This window comes from Microcoleus sp. D3_18_C4, from assembly GCF_036702355.1.
Classification (GTDB): Bacteria; Cyanobacteriota; Cyanobacteriia; order Cyanobacteriales; family Microcoleaceae; genus Microcoleus.
On the sequence record NZ_JAUBTF010000022.1, the window covers coordinates 35,082 to 59,659 of the forward strand.

A 24,578-nucleotide genomic window follows, 5' to 3' on the forward strand; every position below is an offset into this window, starting at 1 on the left:
TTTGAGATTTCGTGTACAGCAGAAGGAAGAAGGAAGAAGGAAGAAGGAAGAAGGAAGAAGGAAGAAGGAAGAAGGAAGAACCAATTCCGGTTAATTTCCCCCGGATTTTCTTCAGTCCGCGCAGGCGGACGAAAGTTTGTATAGCAGCGAATTATATTCGCCCGGACTTGCTCAAAAATCCTTAGCAGCCATCAAAGTTTGCGGATCTGCAGCAAAGGCCAGCCATAACGGAAATTGCAGGATTGACAAACTAATTAAATCCTCAGTTTCATCAATCACAATTAGTGGCAATTTGCCATCTTTCACCAGTCGATCGGCTTTTTGAGCCAAAGCTTCCGCCGACTCAAACATAATAATCCCCCTTTCCGGGCCAAAATCGCTGCGAGTAATGCCCAAACAGTCCTGCAAACCCCGGCGCCACTCTCCCAAACGTTCGGGACTGTTGGCGAGCACTAAAGTCCGCACCCGTCCACCGTAGACGCTTCTGAGTACAGAAATAATTGTCGAAGTAATCAAGATATTTTGCAAGCGCGAACCCATAGTCCGCAAAGCACCCCTTCCTCCTTGAGTGAAAAACCAGTTAGAAACTCGTTCCGCGTGGATGGGTTCAAAAGTGCGGCGAAGTTGCCAAGGCGGGCCGTAGTAGTCGGGGACAGTGCGATATTGATCGAGGGTGCGGCGAATTTGTTTGGCTTGTTCTTGAAATCCCTGTTCGGCAAATTTGGGATTTACTGGTGCTGAGGATTGAGACTCTTCAGCAGCAGTTCGCTGTGGTGTTTCTGGGGCCGGCGGTGTCAAATCTAAGAGTTCGGCGGTAGCGGCCAAATCCTGCAAACTGCCTACTAGATAGTCTTTGAAACCCTGGACTCGAATTGCTAAATCTTGGGAAACGCCGGCAAAAGTGGTTCGCATTTCCTTTTGAATTCGATCGCGCCGGCGTTCGAGTTTTTCTACTTCGATTTGTAGCGCTTGTTTGCGCTGATCTAGTTGAATCAAGCCGTCTTGTACCAAACGCCCGATCGATGCTTGAGCCTGGCCCAACGCTTCTATAGCATTGGCTTTCTCGGCTTCCAAGGCTGCAATTTTTTCAGTCAAAGCTTGTTCTTGCTGGTGCAATTCTTTGACTCTCTCTGCCAACTGTTCGGTAACATTGTCTGGGATGGCCGTTACCGTTTCTGCGGTTGCTGTTGGCACAGAGTCTGTTGGAAGCTCGATTGGAGCGATCGGACTTTCTGATGCGCCATCGTGGGTGTTGGGCCCAATTTGGGCGATTGCGCCTGCTTCGTCCACGAATTGGGCGATTTCGGCATCTTCCTCTGCCAGCGGCGGGTCTGTTTCTGGCGGGAGTTGGGCTGGCAGTTCATTTTCGTCGAGCCACAAATCCTCTGTTTGAGATAGAAGTTGGTATTCCGTCTCATTCACGGGCAAATCGACTTCGCCTTCACCGCTTGGGGCGGCTGGTTGTGGTTGCGGTTCTTGGGTTGGAGATTCGTCTGAATTCATGGGAAATTTTGTTCGGCGTGGGCACGGAAAAGTTAAAAATTAAAAATTAACAACTTTTTTAGTCTTGACGGGGACAGCGCTGTTCTAAGCAGGTCTGTAGCATTTTACGATCGAACAGAACCGGCAGAAAGTGAATGCTGTTAATTTCTTTGAAATAGAACAAAATCGGCACCGCAGGCCAAAATATCCGCCAATTTTGCCATTCTCGGTAAGGAAAGCGGCGGATTAAGTTGGACGATCGATAAATGTCCAAATCTGTTGGGGTAAATTGTAGCCGGAGGGTGGCGGTTTGGTACATCAGAAACAAGCCGAACAAAGAAAGCGGCAAACTCACCCACTTCTGAACGAACAGTAGCGGTAGGGCCGCCAGTACCAGGACTAGGGGAATCGCATAACTCGGAGCGAGTTCGATCATATTTGTCGGCGCAGTCGAAGAGGCAGTTGTAGTCACGGGTTTAAATCAAGGGTAGTAAACGAATGTTGCCAATTATTCATATTTTATCTGTTTCCTAGCTTACAAGCCCTTGAGTACGCTAGAACCCGTTCCCTGAAACATCAGCCAAGTCAGGAAAAAGTTCACAATAAAAATAGCCAGCAAAGCCGTCACCACCGCCGTAGTAGTCGATTGGCCGACGCCTTTTGCCCCGCCGGTGGTGGTCAAACCCCAGCTAGTGCCGATTACAGCAATCAAGCCACCGAATACAAAAGCCTTAATTGCCGCGCTGCAAATATCCCACAAACTCAGGAAATTGCGGACTGATTCTAAAAACACGCTTTGAGAGATGCCGTACATCGTCGTAGCAATCAGCAGTCCGCCGAGGATGCCGGTGACGAGACACATGATTGTTAAAATTGGCAGCATCAAGCAGCAAGCAATGACGCGGGGAATTACTAAATAGTCGATCGGGTCTGTTCTGAGCATCAGCAGGGCATCTATCTGTTCTGTTACCTGCATCGTGCCGATTTCCGCCGCAAAAGCCGAACCTACTCGCCCCGTCACGATTACGGCTGTTAAGACGGGGCCGAGTTCGCGCGTCAAAGACAAAGCCAAAACGCCACCGACGACATTGCCGGCACCGAGGTTAATAAATTCCCTCGCTACCTGAATAGTAAATACCATGCCGACAAAACCCGCAGTCAGCAAAGCAATCAGCAGAGATTCAGGGCCGACTGCTGCCATTTGATCGAGGGTGTTGCGGCGATGAATTTTGCCCTTCAGCAAGTGCAGCATGACTTGGCCGCCCAATAAAGCTGCTGCCAGCAACCGCTGACTCCACAAACTGAGGCTCGAAGATGTACTGGTGCTCAAGGGGATTTCGAGTATAGAACAACTGCCAAAAATGAAATCTATCTACAAATCTTAAACAAGTTTTTTCTATAACATTTAAGATTTCTGACAGAACTGACCACGGAGGGCGATCGCTGCCTATCGTAGAAAAGGACAAGTTTTGTTTGCTTGCACCTTTCGGCAGTTTAGCTGAATTTACTGACTCTTATGAGCATTTTTCCCAATTTTCTTCGCTCTGTACTGCTCACCAGCCTGTTGAGCTTTGTCGCCCCCTTATTGTTAATCGGTGCGGGATTGACTAGCTTTTCGCTGATCCGCTTCGTGCCTGCTCTCCAAGGATTAGGCCGTTCTGGAGAAGACCTGATTTTGCAGTTCTTAGCTACTTTCGGCAGCGGCTGTCCCCTCCAGGGTTTTTTCGTCATCGGTCTAACTTTTGGTTTGGTGGGTGCTTTGTTTGATACCTACGCTTCTTATCAGCATTCGCGGTGGAGTTAATCGAACCTTCGATTTTAGATTTTAGATGGGAATTCCTGGCTCGAATCTAAAATCTAAAATTGCTTTGTTCGGGTTGGATCGGATATCCGCACCCGCAATTATTTAGCAGTATCGATCGCGAATGTTCGGAAATGCGATCGGCTTTTTTGCGGAAAACCGAATCCCCCTATTTCGGAAGCTGGAATATATTAAATACAGGTTGAGTCAAGTGTTTCTCAACCCTAAAAACTTCAGATAGTCGAGGTATTAGTTATGGCACTTATTCGTTGGGAACCTTTGCGGGAAATGGACTCCTTGCAACGAGAAATGAATCGGTTGTTTGATAGCTTGTCACCGGCAACTGATCGCGCATCTAACGGTGTTGCTTTTGTACCCCCCGCCGAACTCGATGAAACTCCCGAAGCCATCCACCTTAAATTAGAAGTTCCGGGCATGGAAGCTAAGGATTTGGATGTACAAGTAACGGCAGAAGCCGTTGCTATTAGCGGCGAACGCCGTCTGGAAACTAAGAGTGAAGATAAAGGCATGACTCGCTCTGAGTTCCGTTACGGTTCGTTCCGCCGGGTGATTCCCCTACCCGCACGGGTACAAAATGACAGTGTAGAAGCTGAGTACAAAAATGGAGTTTTGCACCTGAATTTGCCCAAAGCGGAAGCAGAAAAGAACCGCGTGGTTAAAGTTCAAATCGGTGGCTAATAATTGTTGGCTAATTGCTGATAGATAGGGCGTGCGGTGCGCGCCCTATTTGTTTTAGGTATTGGCAAAATACGGCATTGGGCATGGGGAGTTTGAGGAATGATTCTTCCTTCTTCGATATCCATCGATCCATCCATCCGTTACATCCCGTACATTGCTCGTTGCCAAACTTCCTTTTTCCCATTTTCCACCTGTGCTAAACTCTTATCAGCAATGCTTGATGAGGAGACTTGCGTGCCGAGTCAGGGAGTGGGAGGAAATGGAATTGCATCTGAGTTTGGAGACTTAACCGGCATGACTCGCCAAGAAGTCGATGACTTTTTGCGCGGATTGGGTGCAGAAATCAGAACTACTGAAGGGGGTTATCTTGAATACGAATTTGCCGATCGTTCGCGAGTCAATATCCGTCCTGATGGTGAAGTGGTACGCACCCCAGCTCCCAGATACGGTTCAGATGGCCGAAAAATAAACAAAGGTTTGCGTCTTGACAAAGATGGCAGCTTGGTCAAAACACGCGATGAATTTGGCAATAAGATTCCTGGGACGCACAATACTGGAGAAAAAGTGAGTAATTAATATGCCCGATGACTACAACTTGCTTAATTTAGGCGAACTTACATCCCTGATCACAAATGTCAATGTGTCTTTGTGGGGGAATGAAATTTTATTTGAATGTATTTACGATCCGACAGGCGATCGATTGCCTTATAGCATAGTATTTCATGACTGCCGAGACATCAGTTGGGAGGTGTTCCATCCTGAAGATGTCAAAGATCCTGAAGCTGATTTGATTGGTTTTCATTTGGGTGAAGACGCGCACCGGAAAGCAGCTTTGATTCATACAGACATTTTTGAAATTTCAATTTTGTACGGCAGTTTTAGCATTCACAAGGGAGAAAACCTAAATGCTGAAGTAGCAGATTTACAAACAGAGGTTTTGGTATCACAATCGCCAGCAGTCTTGTAACAATTTAAAAGCACCGCGCCGTTAAATTGCCAAGCGGTTAGTAATATTATATCTGGTAAAATAACTATTACAGGACTTACGCACTCCGACTCCTCGAAACTGGGTTTTTTACGTAATCTGCGGGTTTTAACGCAGTATTTTCGTAAAAAACCCAGTTTCTGGGCCCCCATGCGTAAGTCCTATATTATTAGGTTTGTAGTGAGGACTGAAGTCCTCATCAAAAATGTGAGGATTGAAGTCCTCACTAAAAAATAATTACCAATTTTTCAAAAAAGACAGTAGGTATTGTTGCCCGCCTCAGTTTACGATACTTAATAGAACTTTTTTCCAGATGAGGTAAAACACAATGCCTGATATTGTTGATATTGCCGTAGGTGCGGGTTCGTTCCAAACCCTCGTAACAGCCGTGCAAGTAGCTAATTTAGTAGATGCGCTCAAAAGTCCGGGCCCTTTCACTGTCTTTGCACCCACTGACGATGCTTTTGCGAAATTGCCGCCGGGAACTATCACCACCCTAGTGCAGAACGTTCCCCAACTGACTAGGATTTTGATGTTTCACGTCGTATCGGGGAAGTTTATGAAAGCTGATTTGGCAAAACTCGGTTTTGTTACTTCCTTGGAAGGTTCGCCGATTAAAATTGATTGTTCTGACGGTTTTGAGGTGAAAAATGCTACAGTTGTCGCTGCGGATATCGAAGCTGATAACGGCGTGATCCATGTGATCGATAATGTGATTTTAATGGGCTAGTTTCACCGTCCATTGATTTTCGATTTTCGATTTTTGATTGACTCTACAGATGAATTTCAGGGTTTGAACTTTGGTCTAAATTTTTTTGGTTTAAGCCACGGAAGTCTGGATATTGCATCTATCTTTAGGTGTGATGTTAAGTCGCAGCGGGAGCGAGAGCTTGCATTGAGCAGTGTCTCTTTGCTCCCGATCGCGCCTTGGTTTTTTAGCGCGTGAAGGTAATTTAAATATAAAACCGTTGTCTTTTCGTCGGATATATTTTAAGATGATTGTTTACAAAAATTTGAAAATCAATAATTATAATATAAGCAAACCAGTGTGGTGAGCACTATGCAAATCCTAGCCGCCAGCCTCAAAGCACAAGTCCGCCAGCGTACCTTGGAACTGCAAGTTCTCAACGAACTTACTGCAAAAGTTCAAGCCAGTCTCAGTGCTGATGAAATTTGGTCTGCGTGTCTGGCATATCTCGATCGCCTGATTCCTGGCGCGGCGATCGCCATTTTGACGCTACCGGACGATCGACTATATCTGCAACACTTACAGCCCTTAACTGCTAGCACCCGATCCGAAATGGAAGGGCGCTTGCAAGCTGCTCGCGCTGAATGGCTTGCTGGCAATCGGGACTGGGCGCACAACATCGCTCCGGCACCAATGGCTCAGTTTCAGTCGGTCTTGATGGCACCAGCCAACCCGGATGAAAGTGAGGAATTATTGGGAGTATTTTTCATTGGTGCAGAGCAGGCAAATGTTTTTAATTTGGAACACCTTTGTTTGCTCCACACAGTAGCTCAAATTTGTGCAAAAAAAAAGTTAAATAATTTAGCAGCTAAACCGACCAGTGTCAAGGATAAACTTCAAAATAATTGTGGTCTGGATTCGGAAAGTCAAGAACTCTTGTTGCGGGCTGTAATGGACGCTTCTGCGGACAGAGTTTTTGCTAAAAATAGAAATTTTAGATACATTTTTGTTAATCAAAGTTTTGCTGAATATGTGGGGAAAAATGTTGAGGAAATTATCGGCAAAGATGATATTGAATTAGGGTTTTCAGCCGAATTAGTATTTGGCGACCGCAACAACTCAATTAGGGGCATCCGCGAGGAAGATCGAGCTGTGCTGGCTGGGGAGAGGGTTCGCAATCCCTACCAGGCGATCGTCTTTGAAGGCGGAAAACAGCACGTCTTTGATACGCAAAAACTGCCGCTATGCGATGCAGAGGGTAATATATTTGGGGTTTTGGGTTTTTCTAGAGAGATTAATCCTTTGCAGGCCACAGAGGAAGCCAGGAATCAAAGCCAAGCCAAACTGCAAAAAATTACTGCTAGCGTACCGGGTACGGTATATCAAATTGACTTACGTCCAGATGGCTCGATGGCCTTCTCGTTTGTGAGCGCGGGCTGCCGAGAATTGTATGAAATAGAACCAGAGGCTGCTCAGCAGGATTTTAATGTAATTGTTGACATGATTCATCCCGAAGATCGAGATGATTTTCTTAACTCGGTGACGCTTTCTGCTGAAAATTTGCAGCCTTGGCGGTGGGAAGGAAGAATTGTCACTCCGTCAGGAAAACTTAAATGGGTGCAAGGAGCTTCCCAGCCAGAATTCCAAGCATCGGGGGAGATAGTTTACTACGGCTTGTTCACGGATATTAGCGCCCGGAAACAAGCTGAACGGAAGCTGCAACTTTATCAACAAATCTTTTTGAAATCCAACGATGCGATCGCGATCTTAGACCCGGAAGGCTATTACTTAGAAACAAATCAAGCTCACACGGCTTTGCTGGGTCACAGCGCGTCAAAATTGTGGGGAAAAACGCCTGCCACTCACATGGGAGAACAGACATTTGCGTCGGTGCTGCAAAGCTTGGCCACTTCGGGGAGTTACCGAGGCGAAATGACTTGTATTAAGGCTGGGCAAATGGGAATAGTTGAGGTGGAGGTTTCGGCTTTTGCGGTTTTAAATGATGCTGGGGATGTCGTTTGTTATGTAAGTGTCAAAAGAGACATCACCGAACGCAAGCGAGCTGAGGACAAACTAAAACTTTACCGAGAAATATTTTTAAACTCCAATGATGCGATCGTCATTATCGATGCTGACGGGTTTTTCCTCGAACAAAATCTTGCTCACCAAACGCTTCTAGGATACACAGACGCGGAATTAGAAGCAGAAGCTTCGCCGCTGGTGGCGGGGGATCGCTTTTTGGCAATTGCCCAAAGTTTAGCAAAAACAGGAAGTTTTCGGGGCGAAATTACTAACTCCACTAAAAAAGGCCAGACGCTGGCGATCGACGTTGCGGCATACTCTGTGATTAACAACGCCGACGATGTAATTTGTCATGTCTGCGTCAAGCGCGACATTACCGAACGCAAAAAAGGAGAAGAAGAACGGCAAAAATTTGTGTCGCTGATTGAAAACAGCAGCGATTTTATCGGTATGGCTACCTTGAAAGGCAAAACGCTGTTTGTCAACGAAGCCGGACGGAAACTGGTGGGTGTAGAGAATCTTTCGGCAGTGCTTTATACGGAGATTTGGGATTATATTGGGCCCTATTTTCAACAGAAATTCAGTCAAGAGATTTTACCAACAATTATCAGTCATGGCCAGTGGCAAGGCGAAGGTCAAATGCAGCACTTGGGCAACGGACAACCCATTGATGTTGTGATGAATGCTTTTCTGGTCAAGCACCCTCAAACCACCGAACCGCTGTGCTTTGCTGCGGTAATTCGCGATGTCACCGAACGCAAGCAAGCTGAGAGAATGCTGCGGGAACAAGCAGAACAAGAACGGCTGGTTTCGGCGATCGCCCAGCGAGTCCGTCAGTCTCTCAACCTCACTCAAACTCTGAGCACTGCTGTACACGAAGTGCGGCAGTTGCTGGCAACTGACCGCACGGTAATTTATCGTTTTGATTCTGAGGAAACAGCGATTGTGGTGGTGGAATCTGTAGGGGATGATTGGATGCCCCTGCTGGGCAGAAAAGTTCAAAGAACGTCCTTTGGGGAAAGTTTTGTATGGCTGTACAGTGCAGGAACTATTCAAACAATGGCAGATATTTATACGGCCAATTTGAGCGAGGAACACCGAGATTTACTTGCTAGTTTGCAGGTAAGGGCTAATTTAGTTGTACCAATTTTTATAGGCGATGAAAGTCAGGGGTTGGCAGCAGAATATTCGCCGGAAACTCGCATTGAACTTCCGGAAAGGAGTTTGGAAACGAGTCAAAATCGGTTGTGGGGATTGCTCATTGCCCATCAGTGCAGCGCTCCGCGTGTTTGGACTGATTCTGAGATGGATTTGCTGGGAAGGTTGAGCGTGCAGTTGGCGATCGCCATTCAGCAATCAACTTTGTTTGAACAAGCGCAGCAGGCCCGAGAAGCTGCCCTAGAAGCATCTCGAATGAAGTCGCTATTTTTAGCAAATATGAGTCACGAAATCCGTACTCCGATGAATGGAGTGATGGGGATGACTGATTTGCTGCTGAAAACAAATCTTACTCCCGAACAGCTTGACTTTGTACAGACGCTGAAACTCAGCGGCCAAAATTTACTCTCCATCATTAACGATATTCTGGATCTCTCCAAACTGGAAGCAGGAGAAATGCGCTTAGAAACAATCGAATTTAACCTCAGTATCTGTGTGAATGAAGTGCTGGATTTGTTGGTAACTCCCGCACAAGAAAAAGGTATAGAAGTGGTGGCACTGATTGACAGGGACGTGCCGCTGCAAATTAAAGGTGATGCAGCGCGGTTGCGGCAAATACTCACTAATTTGATCAACAATGCTATTAAGTTTACAGAAGCAGGAGAAGTGGTAATTGAGGTTGCTAATGCTAGTAATACTGGGGTTTTGGCAGCTAGCGATAATCAGAAAATTTTAGAGAATATCGAACCGTCAAAAATAGAAAATAATGAGTCGATGCTCCTGCTGTTTAAAGTCACAGATACAGGAATTGGGATTGCTCCAGAAGACAAAAAAAAGCTGTTTCAATCTTTTACTCAAGTTGATGCCTCTACGACAAGAAAATACGGTGGCACAGGTTTGGGGCTGGCTATTTCTAAGGAGTTGGTGGAGTTAATGGGTGGCAAAATCGGTGTGGAAAGTACCCCTGGCCAAGGCTCGACTTTTTGGTTTACTGTGCCGACAGTTACGGAAAATTTAACTGCTGTCGGGACAGCGTGCGACGTGAATTTTGAAACGGTGCTGGCGGGGCGAAAAATGTTAGTTGCCAGCGACAAGCCGACAGTGCGAAAAGTGCTAGTGAGAATGGCTGTTTTGTGGGGAATGGAGGTTGAGGAGGTTGAGAACGGTTGGATGACGATCGCATCTCTGTACAAAGCTGTCAGCGTTAATTCCCCTTACGATATCGTTTTGGTTGATATTCAGTTGCCGGAAATGGTGGCGGGAAGTCTCGAACGCTTGAGGATTTCTGAGCCGGCAATGCAGCAGACGCATTGGGTGGTGCTGACTTCAATGACTCAGCTTGCAGAGGCGAAACGCTTGGTAAATAGCGGTTTTAGCGGGTATTTAACTAAACCTGTTAAAGCTCACCGACTATTTGATTGCTTGGCGAATGCGATCGCCCCGATGACGCTGATGGATGAGCCGCTGGCAAATTCAACGTCGAATCGAGCCTCAGCTATTGACAACCGGGAGTTAGCAAGTTTAAAGATTTTGTTAGTTGAAGATACTCCAATCAATCAAAAAGTTGGTCTCAATCAACTCAGAGTTTTGGGATGTACTGCCGATGTCGCGAATAACGGCGCAGAGGCGCTATCTATGGTTGCTCTGAAAAAGTATGACATTGTTTTGATGGACTGTCAGATGCCGGTTTTGGACGGTTACGAAGCAACGCTGGAATTGCGCCGCCGGGAAGCGGCAGATGCTGCTGGGAAGATGCAGCCGCATCAAAAGACGGTGGTGATTGCGATGACGGCGAATGCTTTGAAGGGCGATCGGGAAAAGTGTCTGGCGGCGGGCATGGACGATTATATTAGCAAACCTATTGCGATCGAAAAGTTAAAATCGGTACTAGAAAATTGGTCGGCCAAGCTAAAAATTGAAACTCCCAAGTTTAATGGCGAGGAACTTCAAAATTCTGAGCCAGATATCGAATCGGTAGTCGATATGGCACGTTTGCACGAAATTTCGGGCGCTGATTTAGAGTTTGAGCGGGAAATACTGCAAACTTTCGTGGTGGATACTGGTAGTTATTTAGAAGCTGCTAAGGGGGCGATCGCCTCGGGAGATATGGAGACACTGGCGCGTCACGCTCATCAAATTAAAGGTGTCAGCGCTACGGCGGCGGTGCGGTTAATGCCCGATATGGCAGATCAGCTTCAAAGTCTGGCCGAATCAAATGATTTGGAGGGGGCTACAAAAATCATCGCTGAATTAGAAATAATTCTGGCGAGGGTTCAAAAGTTGGTGGCTACTGAGTAATAAATCAATTTTCTTTTGAACCGGGCCCGTGGAGCCCGATCGCGCACGGCTCTTGGCAGCCCTCGCGAGCGAGCGCGTGTAAAGATTTTTAATCTTTTATCAAGATGTTTATCTCAATGTGAAGGAATTGGGAACTCTTATAACATCTTGTGTGTTGTAACTTGCGACACTACTGTATTAAGTTATTGTGGTCAAATATAAAATAATCATTAAGCCGATGGACATGAGGGTGCTTTTCGTCTATCGGCTTGAGACACCAAGACCAGCTTTTCGCTATCCCCGCCCATTAAGTGCGTATTTACGCTCAACGAGGTTTTATGACTCCAGTCATGTTACGCCAACTCTGGTCATTAATTGAGACCACCCAAGCTACTCTGTTAGTTAATTTGGACGATGCCACCCTGGTACAGTGGCTGCTGAAACAGTTAAAGACCAACTCTGCGCTTAATGGCAAAGAAGCAGATTTGTTGGACGAATACATCCAGTCTCGGCTGTCCCTAATCCGCGATTTAGCTGAGCAGCGGCTCGCACCAGAGCTACTGTGAGCGGATTCAATCAAAATCGGATAAATATTCCAGGGAAGGGCGACGATCGCTCGCGCTGGGCAGAAATAGCAGAAAAGAAACCGGGTTTCAGGGATAAATCTTAGGTTTGACGACCAGACATCCAGCCAGAAACCGGGTTTCTAACTCTGGGCTCCCAGTTTGCTCAAAAAAAAAACAGGCGGGTAGTCGGGGCAGTTGCTGCTGTGCAGCACCGGATGCAGAACGGCTAATTTGAAACCGGAGGCTGTGTAGATCGGCCGATCTCGACAGCTACAAGCTAGGATGATCAGGAAAGCGTTCTATTAAAATCTATGCGTAAATGGCGATTTCTGGTACTAGCAAGTGTGTTATTTGTGGCACCGTTGGCGTCTTGTAGGGATCGATCGGCACAAACCGGACAAACAACAGCAACAACTGCAGCAGGTGGCAACTCGCAACAAGGTTCCAGCCGGATAGATACAATTGTCAGCCGCGGCAAACTGATTTGTGGCGTCAGCGGCGAACTACCGGGTTTTAGCTTTGTAGACGAAAAAGGCAAATATTCGGGACTGGATGTGGATGTGTGCAGGGCTGTCGCGGCGGCAATATTTGACGATCCCGAAAAAGTCGAGTACCGAAAACTCAACGCTAAAGATAGATTTACAGTTTTGCAGGCGGGAGAAATCGACATTCTCAGCCGAAATACCACCTACACCGCGAGTCGCGACAGCACTACTGGACTGGAATTTGCCCCGGTGATCTTTTATGACTCTCAAAGCATCATGGTCAAAAAAGACAGCGGCATCAAAAGTTTAAAAGATTTTGCGGGCAAATCTATCTGCGTGCAGACAGGTACGAGCACGGAACAAAATTTGTCTGACCAAATGCGAAAAATAGGAGTTAAATACACTCCTGTGGTGTTTGAAGATGTGAATTCTACCTTTGCTACCTATCAAGAAGGTCGCTGTCAAGGTGTTACTGCCGATCGATCGCAACTTGTTTCTAAGCGCACCACTCTGCCGAATCCCGATAATAATGTTGTTTTGCCGATCGTGATGTCAAAAGAACCATTAGCCCCAGCGGTGAAAAGCGGCGATGCTAAATGGTCTGACGCGGTGAGATGGATTATTTTCGCGGCGATTGAAGCTGAAGATTTGGGAATTAATTCAGGAAATGTAGACAAAATAGTGGCAAGCACTACAGATCCGAACGTCAAACGTTTGCTAGGAACAGAAGGAGATTTAGGTAAAGGTTTGGGACTCCCAAACGACTACGCTGTCCGCGTTGTTAAGAAAGTGGGGAATTACGGGGAAATCTACGATCGCAACCTCGGCCCCAAAAGTACACTCAAGTTAGAACGGGGTCAAAACCGACTCTGGAAAGATGGCGGTTTGCTTTACTCGCCGCCGTTCCGTTAATTTTAGTTAACTGTTAACTGTTGACTGTTGACTGTTGACTGTTAACTGTTGACTGTTGACTGTTGACAGTTAACCAACAAGATATTTTAGGCAGGCTAAAGTTAGGTATAGTGTGTTCTACATTAAACAGTTATGAATCCAGAACCTCAACCGGGGAAATCGGAGAAATTGCCCAAATTTAAAGATATATCAAAACTGCTACGGGACGATCGCTTCTGGAAAATAGCCGGACAGGCGATCGCTCTAATTTTAGTAATAGTTGTTATCGCGATTCTCGCGGACAATCTCAGTGCCAATTACTCGCAACTGGGGATTGCCTTTGGATTTGATTTTCTCAATTCCCAAGCATCTTTTGACATCGGTGAAAGTGTAATCCCCTACAGTCCCGCTAACAGTTACAGACAAGCTTATTTAGTCGGTTTAATCAACTCGCTGCGGGTGATGGGTATCGGCATTATTTTCGCAACAGTTGCGGGCTTGACGGTAGGAATTGCGCGCCTTTCCGACAATTGGCTGCTGCGGAGTTTGGCTGGTTTGTATGTGGAAATTTTACGAAATACGCCGTTATTGCTGCAATTATTTTTCTGGTATTTTGCAGTTTTCATTTCCCTGCCAAAACTGGAAGACAATCAGCAGATGAGGGGGCCGATTTACTTTACAAATCGCGGCATTGCTGTACCAACGCCAGTGGCTTTGCCGGGTTTTGAGATTTGGTTGATTCTGCTAACTGTCGGAGTTTTGGCTGCCGCTGGGCTGTGGATGTGGCGGGCGCGGGTGATGTTGGAAGAAGCTAAGCCGGGAAGACAGTTGTTTTGGGCTCTAGGTGCGATCGGGCTGAGTGCAATCTTAGCTTTTATTATCACCAAAAATCTGCCTTTTCGTCTAGATTTCCCCCGCCTGACACCAGAATTGCAACTCGAAGGAGGATTAAAATTAACTCCTGAATTTGCAGCCTTGGTGACAGGACTCAGCTTGTATACTGGCAGTTACATTGCCGAAATTGTCCGCGCCGGAATTCAATCAGTATCGAAAGGCCAGTGGGAAGCGGGAAAGTCTTTGGGGCTGAAGTCTGGAACAATGATGCGGATGGTAATTTTGCCGCAAGCTTTGCGGGTGATTGTGCCACCTTTAACCAGTCAGTATCTGAATTTAGCTAAGAATTCGAGTTTAGCGGTTGCGGTTGCTTATCCCGACGTTTATTTTGTGGTGGGCTCTCCGACGTTGAATCAGACCGGGCGGGCGATCGAAGCAATGTTAATTATCATGGTAACATACCTAACAATTAGTTTGATAGTTTCTCTGTTCATGAATTGGTACAATAAAACTGTACAAATCAAGGAGAGGTAAATAGTTTATATTTCATCTATTTTAATTGTAATAAAAGGAGAGCGCGTCAAATGGCATACAGTGACTTTAGCTTAGACCGAGTAACTAAAACTTGTGACTTAAGGATTAAGCAATAATAAATAACTCACAACTATCTTTGGCTTGCTAGTATCAAATTGGAGGTGGAGCAAATGACACAAGAATTAATTGCTCTTAGAAAGAGCATATTGGAAGGAAGGTATACGGATGCTTTGGCAATAGTCGATGAGTTAGATGGAATGAGCAAACAGGCAATTTTGCGACAAATCCAATCTTTTTTAAATATTTTGCTGATTCACTTGATTAAAAATCAAGTTGAACAGCGATTAACTGGTTCTTGGGCAAGTTCGATTCGCCATGCAATCAGAGAAATTAAAAAGGTAAATATTAAAGATAATAAAACATCTTATTACATCAATTCTGATGAATGGGAGAGTTTTATAGAGGAGGAGGTGATTGAGGATGCGATTGCCGAGGCTGCGGAGGAAGTATTGAACGGTGTTTATACTCAATTTCAACTTGCAGAGATGATGGATAGAAACCTGATTATTCAAACTGCTGTGAGGTTATTGAACTTGACTTATATCCATTCCGCCAAAGATTTACCCGCAGTGTTAGCCCAGCATTTAAGTCAGTTACCAGGTGGAGAAGATTGGATAAATCGGCGAAAATAAGTAGGATTTTTTTTAGCTTTGGCGATTGGAAATCGCGTCTATACAAGCAAAACCCGCCTACGCGGGTTAATAAAATAACTGGTTGTTACTCTACGTCATAGGATTGAAAACCGCTATATGGAAACTGTCCCCATATTACCGCCCCCAGCCACCGACTCGCCTACTCCTTGGAATTGGGCGCGCAAAAATTTATTTAGTACCTGGTACAACAGCATTCTGACGGTAGTTTGCCTAATTATCGCTTTCCAAACTATTAAAGGAATTATCGTTTGGGCAACAACAAAAGCTCAATGGCGCGTATTAGAAGCTAACTTGCCACTATTTTTCGCCGGCAGATTTCCCCGCGAATCCTACTGGCGGCTGTGGATAGTAACGGCCATAATTGCCTTGTTGGGAGGATTAACTTGGGGAAATATTCAGCGGCAAGAACGTCTTTGGAATCCGCCTTTACTAATTATACTTGGTGCTGCGGTTGTGGGTGCGGTCATTTCGCCGATCGACCTAACCTCTCGCCTCTACCTCTTAGGAATTATTATCGCAGCCGCCGCCAGCTATGCCATCGGAAGGCAAATTCACCCAAAAATCATGGACTGGATGCCTGCAATCTGGGTTCTTTCCTTCCCAATAGTTTTGTGGTTAATTAAAGGCGGGTTAGGTTTGACAGAAGTGTCAACAAATGATTGGGGCGGTTTAGTATTAACGCTGTTTTTAGCAGTTATTAGTATTGTGCTTTCCTTTCCTTTAGGAGTATTGCTAGCACTCGGAAGACAAAGTTCTTTGCCAGTTGTAAGACTGTTATCAACATTATACATTGAAATTATTCGCGGTTTACCATTAATTGGCATTTTATTTTTAGGTCAAGTGATGCTGCAACTCTTCTTGCCACCAGAATATCCGAAATTGGATAGAGTAATTAGAGCCATTGCTGGATTAACGTTATTTAGTGCGGCATACTTGGCGGAAAACGTGCGCGGTGGCTTGCAAGCCGTGCCCAGGGGACAAATAGAAGCAGCGAGGTCGATCGGACTCAATACACCCCTACTCACAATTCTCATTGTACTGCCTCAAGCACTGCGAATAGTCATTCCGGCGATCGGCGGTCAATTCATCGGATTATTCATGGATACATCCCTACTATCTCTATTCGGAATGTTAGAATTAATCGGAATATCCCGCGCAGTTTTAGCAAATCCTTCCTATATCGGCAGATACGCCGAAGTTTACATATTCGTCGGCATCATTTATTGGATATTTTGCTACTCAATGTCCCTAGCCAGCCGCAAAATAGAGCGAACATTAGGAGTAGGCCAGCGCTAAAAACTCATCTACTTTCATCAGCGTTCATCAACGTTCATCTGCCTCTATCTGCGGTTAAAAAATAAAAAAAATATGGAAAGTCAACTAACAGCCCCAGAACAAGTAATCGTAGCAGAAAACGTCCACAAGTGGTACGGACAATTTCACGTACTGCGAGGTGTCAGCATGACCGTCAACCGAGGTGAAGTCGTTGTCGTGATGGGGCCATCCGGTTCGGGAAAATCGACGTTTATTCGCACATTCAACGCCTTAGAAGAATACCAACAAGGTAAAATTACGATCGACGGAATCGAACTTTCCCACGACTTACGCAATATCGAGACAATTCGCCGCGAAGTAGGAATGGTGTTTCAGCAATTTAACCTGTTTCCCCACTTATCAGTTTTGCAAAACGTCATGCTAGCGCCAGTATGGGTGCGCCGCTGGCCGAAGAAAAAAGCCGAAGAAGTGGCGATGCAACTGTTAGAAAGAGTTGGAATTTTGGAACAAGCAAAAAAATATCCCGGACAGTTGTCTGGAGGACAGCAGCAGCGGGTCGCTATTGCACGTTCTCTAGCCATGCAGCCTAAAATTATGCTGTTTGATGAACCGACATCAGCATTAGACCCGGAAATGGTGCGGGAAGTGTTAGATGTAATGCGAAATTTGGCTCAAACTGGAATTACAATGGTGGTGGTGACTCACGAAGTCGGGTTTGCGCGCGAAGTTGCCGATCGCATTGTATTGATGGATGGTGGCGTTTTAGTGGAAGAAGCGAAGCCAGAAGAGTTTTTTCAGAATCCGAAGGAAGAACGCACTCGCAAGTTTTTATCTCAGATATTGTAATTGATTCTCAAGTTTAATCGGTGGGTTGGGCGACGGTAGCAGCAGTCAAAATCGACCTAATTAAGGTAAAATAAAAGAGTGTACAATCAGTCTCTATTTTGCTGAGATAGCTTGCAATGCCATCCACAAAAACTCTGCCGTTAGTTAAAGACTCGGAACGCCTAGAAAGTCGCCTCAAAGAAATTCCGGCGGTTCCTGGTGTATATTTAATGCGCGATGAGAGCGATCGCATCCTTTACATCGGCAAATCAAAAAAACTCCGAAACCGCGTCCGTTCATACTTCCGCGAAAGTCAAAATCTCAGCCCCCGCATCGCGATGATGGTGCAGCAAGTGCGCGAAATTGAATTCATCGCCACCGACACAGAAGCAGAAGCTTTAGCCTTAGAAGCAAACCTGGTAAAACAGCACCAACCTTACTTTAATGTACTCCTCAAAGATGATAAAAAATATCCTTATTTGTGCATAACCTGGTCGGAGGAATACCCGCGCATTTTTATCACCCGCAAACGCCGCGCCGGTAGTGCAAAAGACCGCTACTACGGCCCCTACGTCGATACAGGGGCGCTGCGGAGTACGCTGCATTTAATTAAGCGAATTTTCCCCCTGCGGCAGCGCCCTCAACCGCTATTTAAAGACCGTCCTTGTTTGAACTACGACATCGGGCGCTGCGTTGGCGTTTGTCAAGGGTTAACTTCGCCTGAAGAATACCGGAAAATAATCCAAAAAGTAGCGATGATTTTCCAGGGAAGAACTCAGGAATTACTCGATATTTTAGAGCCCCAAATGGAAGAGGCAGCCGAAGATTTAAACTTTGAAACGGCGGCGCGCATTCGCGATCAAATTAAGGGTTTGCAGTCTTTGAGTGCGGGTCAAAAAGTGTCTTTGCCCGACGATACTGTTTCCAGAGATGCGATCGCACTTGCGGCAGACACCCAGCACGCTTGCGTCCAATTGTTCCAAATTCGCGCTGGTCAATTGGTCGGAAGGTTGGGATTTATGGCGGAAATACCCTCCCAACTCAGGGCGGGCACGGGGGCACCGCCCCTACAATCGGGGGGGGAAGAGTTATCTGAACTTTCTCTTTCCTCCCCCCCTTGGCAAGGGGGGGAACGAGGGGGGGTAGAGGCCGGAGCGATTTTGCAGCGGGTGTTGGAAGAACACTATCAAAATGTCGAATCTGTAGAAATTCCCAGCGAAATTTCTGTGCAGTACGAATTGCCAGAAGCGGAAATATTAGCAGATTGGTTGAGCAACCGTAAGGGGCGAAAAGTTACGATTTTGACGCCGCAGCGGCAAACTAAAGCTGAGTTGATTGAGATGGTGGAACGGAATGCTGAGTATGAATTGGCGAGAATGCAAAGATTGAGCGATCGCAATTCTCAAGCAATGGAAGATTTAGCAGAAATTCTCGATTTGCCAGAAGTTCCTCGCCGCATTGAAGGTTACGATATTTCTCACATTCAAGGTTCTGACGCTGTAGCTTCCCGCGTCGTATTTATTGACGGTTTGCCCGCCAATCAACACTATCGCCATTACAAAATTAAAAATCCTGAAATTAAATCGGGTCATTCTGATGATTTTGCTAGTTTAGCAGAAGTTATCGGTCGCCGATTTCGAGGATTGAAGGAAGAAGAAAGTTCGGCAACGGATTTTATAACGGATTTAACGGATAGAACGAATAATGAAGAAGAATTTAGCGATTTAGGAAATTCGGAAAAAATCAGCAATTTATCCTCAGTTTCTCGTACTATTTCGGACAAACCCGACTTAATTATGATAGATGGCGGCAAAGGTCAACTGTCAGCAGTTGTGGCTGTTTTGCGGGAGATGAATTTGCTAGAAGAGTTGCGCGTTGTCAGTTTGGCCAAGCAGCGAGAGGAGATATTTTTGCCGGGGGAATCTTTGCCACTGCCCACTAATTCTGAGCAGCCTGGGGTACAATTATTGCGCCGGGTGCGGGATGAGGCGCACAGGTTTGCTGTGAGTTTTCACCGGGATCGCAGAAGCGAGAGAATGAAGCGATCGCGCCTTGATGAAATTCCCGGATTGGGACACCACCGACAAAAACAATTGTTAGCACATTTTCGGTCGATCGACTATCTCCGTTTAGCGACTCCCGAACAGTTGGCAGAAGTTTCTGGGATTGGCCCGCGTCTGGCGCAGCAAATTTACGATTATTTCCACCCGTAAAGTCTTACGCAGCATGGGAGACGGGGATTTTTGGGGCCAGGGGGCGATCGACCGGCCAGTCCCGATTCAGCCCCGATTCAGCCTGTGTGAGGGAGGTCTTCAAAATTTTTGCACAGACCTATTGCAATCCCCAGAGACTTGTGGTATGTTTAGTTTCTGTGCGCGGGCATAGTTTAGTGGTAAAACTTTAGCCTTCCAAGCTAACTATGCGGGTTCGATTCCCGCTGCCCGCTTACTTCTATAAAAAACCTCAAACCAACGATCAATCAACGGTTTGAGGTTTTTTATTGCTGATTTTCTGGGTTGTCGAGGGGTCGGATTGACTAGAAATTGGATACAAATTGGATACAAAATGACTAAGATTTGACTACGGAACGACCAAACTGAGTATCAACTGAGTATCCAATGACTACCCGATCGCCCTTTGTGGAGACAATTTGGAGACAAATGAATACAAATTGAATACAAAGCATACCTGTATTCAGTTTGAGCCGTTTAGCTTTGTAAGTATCTCTCAAAACGCCTCCACCTGTGAGCTTGTGGTGAGCTGGTTACAAGAATAATTGGTTAACATAGAGTACCCTGGTTTGACAAGATTGCCGATCGAACTCAGCTTGAGTTATGACTGATTCGGAGTCGCATCAGTCACAAGGAGAGCCCGTGAAATATTTTTCAGTAGTAATGTATTTGCTGCGGGAACGGCAACAATTTCTCGAAGAAATTCGCCAAGGTATCAAGCTCAAATCTAAAATTTTCGGTTTGTTGATTTCTAGTACCGTATTTTTTGGCATTTACGGAGCGATATTAGGTGCCTCTAGTACGTGGATGCAATGTCTAGTTTCAGCAATTAAGTTGCCAGCACTTTACTTGCTGACGCTGATTATCTGCTTTCCCACACTGTACTTTTTTAATGTCATGTTTGGTTCTAAACGAACTTTTGAACAGTATTTGACATTGTTGATGACAGCGATGGCGATGATTAGCGTTTTGCTGTTTGGATTTGCACCTGTTAGTTTGTTTTTCCTCATAAGCAGTACCAATTACAATTTTTATCTGTTGCTGAATGTTGCTATCATGGCAATCACAGGATTTTTGGGAGTAAGTTTCATTTATCAAGGAATGCACTTTCTTTCAGAACAAGATGCGGAAGGCAAAGACATCAGGCTAAATATTTTGCGCTTTTGGTTGGGACTTTATGCGTTTGTTGGGACTCAGTTGGGATGGACGCTGAGACCGTTTTTGGGGTCGCCGGGAATGGCTTTTCAACTGTTCCGAGACCGAGAAAGCAATTTTTATACGAGTCTGTGGCAATCAATTATGTCTCTGGGAGGATCGTAATTAATCCCAATTAAAGGAGATTTTGAAGAGTGATACAAGCGGATTTGGAACAGTTAAAAATTTCTGAGAAGGAGTTGGAGGATTTGAGTGGAATAGCTTTGAGCGACGGTTTTGCAGCGGATTTTTACCGACCTGCTGCACTCCGGGACGGCAAAAAGCTATTTTCTCTTTTGGTGAATGAGTTGCTGATATTTTGCGTGACATTAGTTGTTTCGCTGCCTGTTGCTTTACTGGCTAATAAACATTATGTTGGTTTATTTAGCGATTCAGAGATATTTGTCCGTGTTGTACAACTAACTTTGGGTTTGTCGCTGGCGATTACTGTTGCTTGGAATATCTATAAATGGGTTAAGGGCAAGCCTCTGGCAACGCTGGCGGGTCTGCTGGATGAAGTTGAGAAGTATCATGAGGTGATTCAGGCTTTAGATATTATCGATCGCCTAACGGATGCTGGCAATTTACAAGCCAATTTAATTAACCGAGGAGATGCAATTGAAGCATTAAAAATCACTAGAGAAAGTTTAGTCTGTGCTTTGAAAACAGAAAAAATTCTCAGGGAAAATCAGCAGTTTATCGGTCGCCGTTACGAGCTATTTGCTAATATTGAAAGTAATTTAGCTGCTTTGATGGCGGTGGATGTGAGCGATCGGGCGACTGAATACGGGCGGTTGCTAAATGAGGCGCTAGAAATTGGGATGAGCGTACACAAAGAGGTAAGAAAGTTGCAAAATGGACGTTAGAGTTGTTGCAGCGTTCCTGGTTTGTTGTAAAAGTAGTAACTGATATCTTGCACCATGCTCAAGAACAGGCAGGATGCCTGTGCCACAAAAATTAAATTTTCTTGTGGGGTGGGCATCCTGCCCGCCCCTGAAAGGTTTATTGAAAATGGTGCAATATAGAAGTTACTACAAACTTTTTTTACCACCGGAAATTTCAATCATCAAAAATATCCAACTGTTCGCCCTCACACTCTTTTTGACCATTTTTTTTAACACCTTTCCGCAGCCCGATCGCAATTTTGCTATGTTTCTCAATCTGCTTCATCACCTGTCTCGCCCTGTCAATAACCGACGGCGGTAAACCGGCCAATCTCCCCGCTTCAATTCCGTAAGATTTGTCAGCCCCTCCCGGCTGAACTTGGTGCAAAAATATGATTTGATCCGGCAATTCTTTAACTGTCACCTGATAATTTGCGACATTATCCAAAATAGAAGCTAACTCATTTAACTCGTGATAGTGAGTGGCAAAAATTGTCCGCGCCAGAATCTCAGTGGCTAAATATTCTGCTACAGACCAAGCAATCGAAAGTCCGTCAAACGTCGCCGTTCCCCTGCCAATTTCATCTAACAAAACCAATGATTGCGGCGTCGCGTGATTGAGAATATTTGCAGTTTCGTTCATTTCCACCATAAACGTAGACTGACCGGTTGCCAAATCATCTACTGCGCCGACGCGGGTAAAAATCCGATCGCAAATTCCCAAACTCGCCGCTTTTGCCGGCACAAAACTGCCCATCTGCGCCATTAACTGGATCAAACCCACCTGCCGCAAGTAGCAGCTTTTCCCGCTAGCATTCGGCCCGGTTAAAATAATTAAATCTGGGCGGTTTAACGAGTCTTCCCGACCCAAAAAAGCAGAATTAGGTACAAAAAATCCCGGCGGCAAAGACTTTTCCACCACAGGATGACAACCTTCAATAATTTTAATTTCCCGACTTTCTGTCATAGTCGGGCGGCAGTAATTCTGGTAAACTGCTACTTCTGACAAACCGCACAAAACATCGGCCGCAGCCACGGCGCGGGAAACGTTGCGAATAATTTCGGCGTGTTCTCCTACCTCCGATCGCACTTGAGCAAAAATATCGTATTCCAATTGATTTAAATCTTCCCGCGCTGTCAGAATTCGCACTTCCCTTTCTTTTAATTCTTCAGTGCTGTAGCGTTCTTCATTGGTGAGAGTTTGCTTGCGGGTGTAGTCCTTCGGCACTTGGTCTACTTTCGATTTTGTAATGCTGATGTAATAGCCAAAAGCTTTATTGTAGCCTACTTTTAAATTAGAAATTCCGGTGCGTTTTCTCTCAGTTGCTTCTAAATTTGCAATCCATTCTTGGTCGGCTGATGCAGTGTGTCGCATTTCATCTAGCATGGGATTGATTCCCGGTCGAATCAAACCTCCTTCTTTTAAATGAATCGGCGGTTCATCAACTAAATGAGCGTGAATTTTAGTGGCTAATTCTTCTAAAATTGGCGGTACATTTTGCAGCGCTTTCAAATAGGGCGCTCGCCCTTGGGCTGCGATCGAGGCTAATGTCGGCAGTTTCGAGAGAGAATCAGCTAAAGCGACCAAATCCCGCGCGCTAGCTGTTCCAGAACCAGCGCGGCCGGTCAGTCTTTCGATGTCGTAAATTTGCCGCAGTAACTGCTGCAAATCTTGGCGCAGGGCGTTATTTTCTACTAATTCTTGAATCGTGTCGTGTCGGGCGCCAATGCCTTTAATGCTGAGCAAAGGTTGCAGCACCCAGCGGCGCAAAGCGCGGCCTCCCATTGCGGTACTGGTTTTGTCTATAGCCCACAGCAGCGAACCGTGAAAAACCCCATCTCTCACTGTTTGAGTAATTTCGAGATTGCGGCGGGTTTGGTAGTCGAGTATGAGAAAATCGGTGAGAGTGTAAGTGTGCAATCTTTGCAAAGAAACTGCTTTTTCCTTTTGAGTTTCTTCGAGATATTGCAACAAGCCGCCGGCGGCGCGGACTGCGAGGGGAAGGTGCGCGCATCCCATACCTTCTAGCGATCGCACTTTGAACTTTTGCAGGATTCTCTGTTTTGCTTCGGACAAACTAAACGGAATTTGCGATCGCAAAGAATAGCAAAACGAATTCGGCAAACACTCCGGTAAATGCTCGGATTTCTCTCCGGGCCTCAACATAGTCACCAAATCCGGCGCATTAGTCGGTACCAAGACTTCCGAAGGCTGCAAGCGCAGCAATTCTAGGGTTAATTGTTCTAAACTGTCTGCTTGAGTAGTGACGAATTCTCCCGTAGAAATATCTGTATAAGCCAATCCCCAATGTTCCCCAGCTATGACGACTGCTGCTAAAAAATTATTTTGTCTGGGTTTGAGCATTCCGTCATCAGTCAAAGTTCCGGGAGTGAGAATGCGGGTAATTTCGCGCTTGACTTGGCGACCTTCTTTAGCAGCTATCGAGGCATCTTCAACTTGGTCACAAACTACCACTGCATAGCCTTTTTCTACTAACATTGAAGTGTAGCGATCGAGGGCATGGTGCGGCACTCCTGTCATCGGCACTCTACCGATTTCTTTGCCGCTTTCTTTACTCGTACAAACAAGTTCTAATTCCCGCGAAATCGTAACTGCATCTTGGAAAAAACACTCAAAGAAATCTCCGACTCGAAACAATAAAAGTGCGTGGGGATACTGTTCTTTCACTTCCACATACCGCTGCATCATCGGCGTCAGCTTGGTGAATTCTAGTAGGCGGTGGTCGGCATTGCGGATGTTGGGTTGATTGGGGTCTGTTGGGGTAGATGCAGTGTAAGGCATAAAAGGCTATCGATAAATTTTAATCTTTAACAACTTTAGCGCAAGCTCGGCTTTTAGCTATAACTAATATACAATATTTGACGATTAATCCTCCTTAAGCAGGGTGCGTGATTGTCAATATTGGTGAAGAGTGTTGAGCTATACAAAAGTCACGCACCCTACTTAATAATCGATAAACCCGCTTTTAGTTGAAAAGTTTTAGGTCGCTACTTATCTAATAGACCTCTTGCA

20 protein-coding genes and 1 tRNA gene are annotated in these 24,578 nt (G+C 45.7%); 17 read left to right on the forward strand and 4 right to left on the reverse strand.

Going from position 1 to position 24,578, the window contains the following annotated elements:
- Positions 1-11 precede the first annotated feature (11 nt).
- Positions 12-185, forward strand: coding sequence for a hypothetical protein (locus QUA90_RS13390; protein ID WP_333321461.1), 174 nt, complete (start codon positions 12-14; stop codon positions 183-185).
- On the opposite strand, the gene QUA90_RS13395 is transcribed toward QUA90_RS13390, so the two are convergent.
- The 3 genes from QUA90_RS13395 to QUA90_RS13405 form a co-directional block, all read right to left on the reverse strand.
- Entirely contained in the window at positions 172-1,503 is a 1,332-nt protein-coding gene (locus tag QUA90_RS13395; RefSeq protein ID WP_333445941.1) for a DUF3086 domain-containing protein, read from the reverse strand. The two genes, QUA90_RS13390 and QUA90_RS13395, sit on opposite strands and share 14 nt — an antisense overlap.
- A 58-nt stretch (positions 1,504-1,561) precedes the next feature.
- Complete coding sequence (locus QUA90_RS13400; RefSeq protein ID WP_333445943.1) at positions 1,562-1,954, reverse strand: DUF3119 family protein; 393 nt, start codon at positions 1,952-1,954, stop codon at positions 1,562-1,564.
- Positions 1,955-2,017: 63 nt separating this feature from the next.
- Positions 2,018-2,812, reverse strand: a complete 795-nt coding sequence (locus QUA90_RS13405) for an MlaE family lipid ABC transporter permease subunit (RefSeq protein ID WP_333321466.1) — start codon at positions 2,810-2,812, stop codon at positions 2,018-2,020.
- 186 nt (positions 2,813-2,998) lie between these two features.
- On the opposite strand from QUA90_RS13405, the gene QUA90_RS13410 reads away from it, so the two are divergent.
- From QUA90_RS13410 to QUA90_RS13485, 16 genes are all read left to right on the forward strand, one after another.
- Positions 2,999-3,286, forward strand: coding sequence for a hypothetical protein (locus QUA90_RS13410; RefSeq protein ID WP_333321468.1), 288 nt, complete (start codon positions 2,999-3,001; stop codon positions 3,284-3,286).
- A 252-nt stretch (positions 3,287-3,538) separates the two neighbouring features.
- Positions 3,539-3,982, forward strand: coding sequence for an Hsp20/alpha crystallin family protein (locus QUA90_RS13415; protein WP_333080787.1), 444 nt, complete (start codon positions 3,539-3,541; stop codon positions 3,980-3,982).
- Positions 3,983-4,081: 99 nt separating this feature from the next.
- Entirely contained in the window at positions 4,082-4,558 is a 477-nt protein-coding gene (locus QUA90_RS13420) for a hypothetical protein (RefSeq protein ID WP_333321470.1), read from the forward strand.
- A 1-nt stretch (position 4,559) separates the two neighbouring features.
- Positions 4,560-4,949: a hypothetical protein gene (locus QUA90_RS13425; protein ID WP_333321472.1), complete on the forward strand. Its 390-nt coding sequence runs from the start codon at positions 4,560-4,562 to the stop codon at positions 4,947-4,949.
- 346 nt (positions 4,950-5,295) lie between these two features.
- Positions 5,296-5,697, forward strand: coding sequence for a fasciclin domain-containing protein (locus QUA90_RS13430; protein WP_006634220.1), 402 nt, complete (start codon positions 5,296-5,298; stop codon positions 5,695-5,697).
- A gap of 330 nt (positions 5,698-6,027) precedes the next feature.
- The gene (locus QUA90_RS13435) at positions 6,028-11,133 is read left to right on the forward strand and encodes a PAS domain S-box protein (RefSeq protein WP_333445945.1); all 5,106 of its coding nucleotides are present in this window, start codon (positions 6,028-6,030) and stop codon (positions 11,131-11,133) included.
- Positions 11,134-11,450: 317 nt separating this feature from the next.
- The gene (locus QUA90_RS13440; RefSeq protein ID WP_015178453.1) at positions 11,451-11,678 is read left to right on the forward strand and encodes a hypothetical protein; all 228 of its coding nucleotides are present in this window, start codon (positions 11,451-11,453) and stop codon (positions 11,676-11,678) included.
- Positions 11,679-11,989: 311 nt separating this feature from the next.
- Positions 11,990-13,075, forward strand: a complete 1,086-nt coding sequence (locus QUA90_RS13445; protein WP_333445947.1) for an amino acid ABC transporter substrate-binding protein — start codon at positions 11,990-11,992, stop codon at positions 13,073-13,075.
- A gap of 132 nt (positions 13,076-13,207) precedes the next feature.
- Positions 13,208-14,422 (forward strand): ABC transporter permease subunit, encoded by a 1,215-nt coding sequence (locus QUA90_RS13450; RefSeq protein ID WP_333321479.1) that lies wholly within the window; start codon positions 13,208-13,210, stop codon positions 14,420-14,422.
- A 170-nt stretch (positions 14,423-14,592) separates the two neighbouring features.
- Complete coding sequence (locus QUA90_RS13455) at positions 14,593-15,114, forward strand: DUF29 family protein (protein WP_333445949.1); 522 nt, start codon at positions 14,593-14,595, stop codon at positions 15,112-15,114.
- A gap of 117 nt (positions 15,115-15,231) precedes the next feature.
- On the forward strand, positions 15,232-16,431 hold the full coding sequence (locus QUA90_RS13460) for an amino acid ABC transporter permease (protein ID WP_333445951.1): 1,200 nt from the start codon (positions 15,232-15,234) through the stop codon (positions 16,429-16,431).
- Between the two features lie 72 nt (positions 16,432-16,503).
- Positions 16,504-17,256, forward strand: a complete 753-nt coding sequence (locus tag QUA90_RS13465) for an amino acid ABC transporter ATP-binding protein (RefSeq protein WP_333390445.1) — start codon at positions 16,504-16,506, stop codon at positions 17,254-17,256.
- A 116-nt stretch (positions 17,257-17,372) separates the two neighbouring features.
- Positions 17,373-19,448 carry an excinuclease ABC subunit UvrC gene (gene uvrC, locus QUA90_RS13470; protein ID WP_333155153.1) on the forward strand — a complete coding sequence of 692 codons (2,076 nt, stop codon included), beginning with the start codon at positions 17,373-17,375 and terminating at the stop codon, positions 19,446-19,448.
- Positions 19,449-19,610: 162 nt separating this feature from the next.
- Positions 19,611-19,681, forward strand: a tRNA-Gly gene (locus QUA90_RS13475).
- A 427-nt stretch (positions 19,682-20,108) separates the two neighbouring features.
- Positions 20,109-20,786 (forward strand): actin-binding WH2 domain-containing protein, encoded by a 678-nt coding sequence (locus QUA90_RS13480; RefSeq protein WP_333390440.1) that lies wholly within the window; start codon positions 20,109-20,111, stop codon positions 20,784-20,786.
- Between the two features lie 29 nt (positions 20,787-20,815).
- Complete coding sequence (locus QUA90_RS13485) at positions 20,816-21,526, forward strand: hypothetical protein (protein WP_333390438.1); 711 nt, start codon at positions 20,816-20,818, stop codon at positions 21,524-21,526.
- A gap of 193 nt (positions 21,527-21,719) precedes the next feature.
- On the opposite strand, the gene mutS is transcribed toward QUA90_RS13485, so the two are convergent.
- Complete coding sequence (gene mutS, locus QUA90_RS13490) at positions 21,720-24,347, reverse strand: DNA mismatch repair protein MutS (RefSeq protein ID WP_333445953.1); 2,628 nt, start codon at positions 24,345-24,347, stop codon at positions 21,720-21,722.
- Between the last annotated feature and the right edge of the window lie 231 nt (positions 24,348-24,578).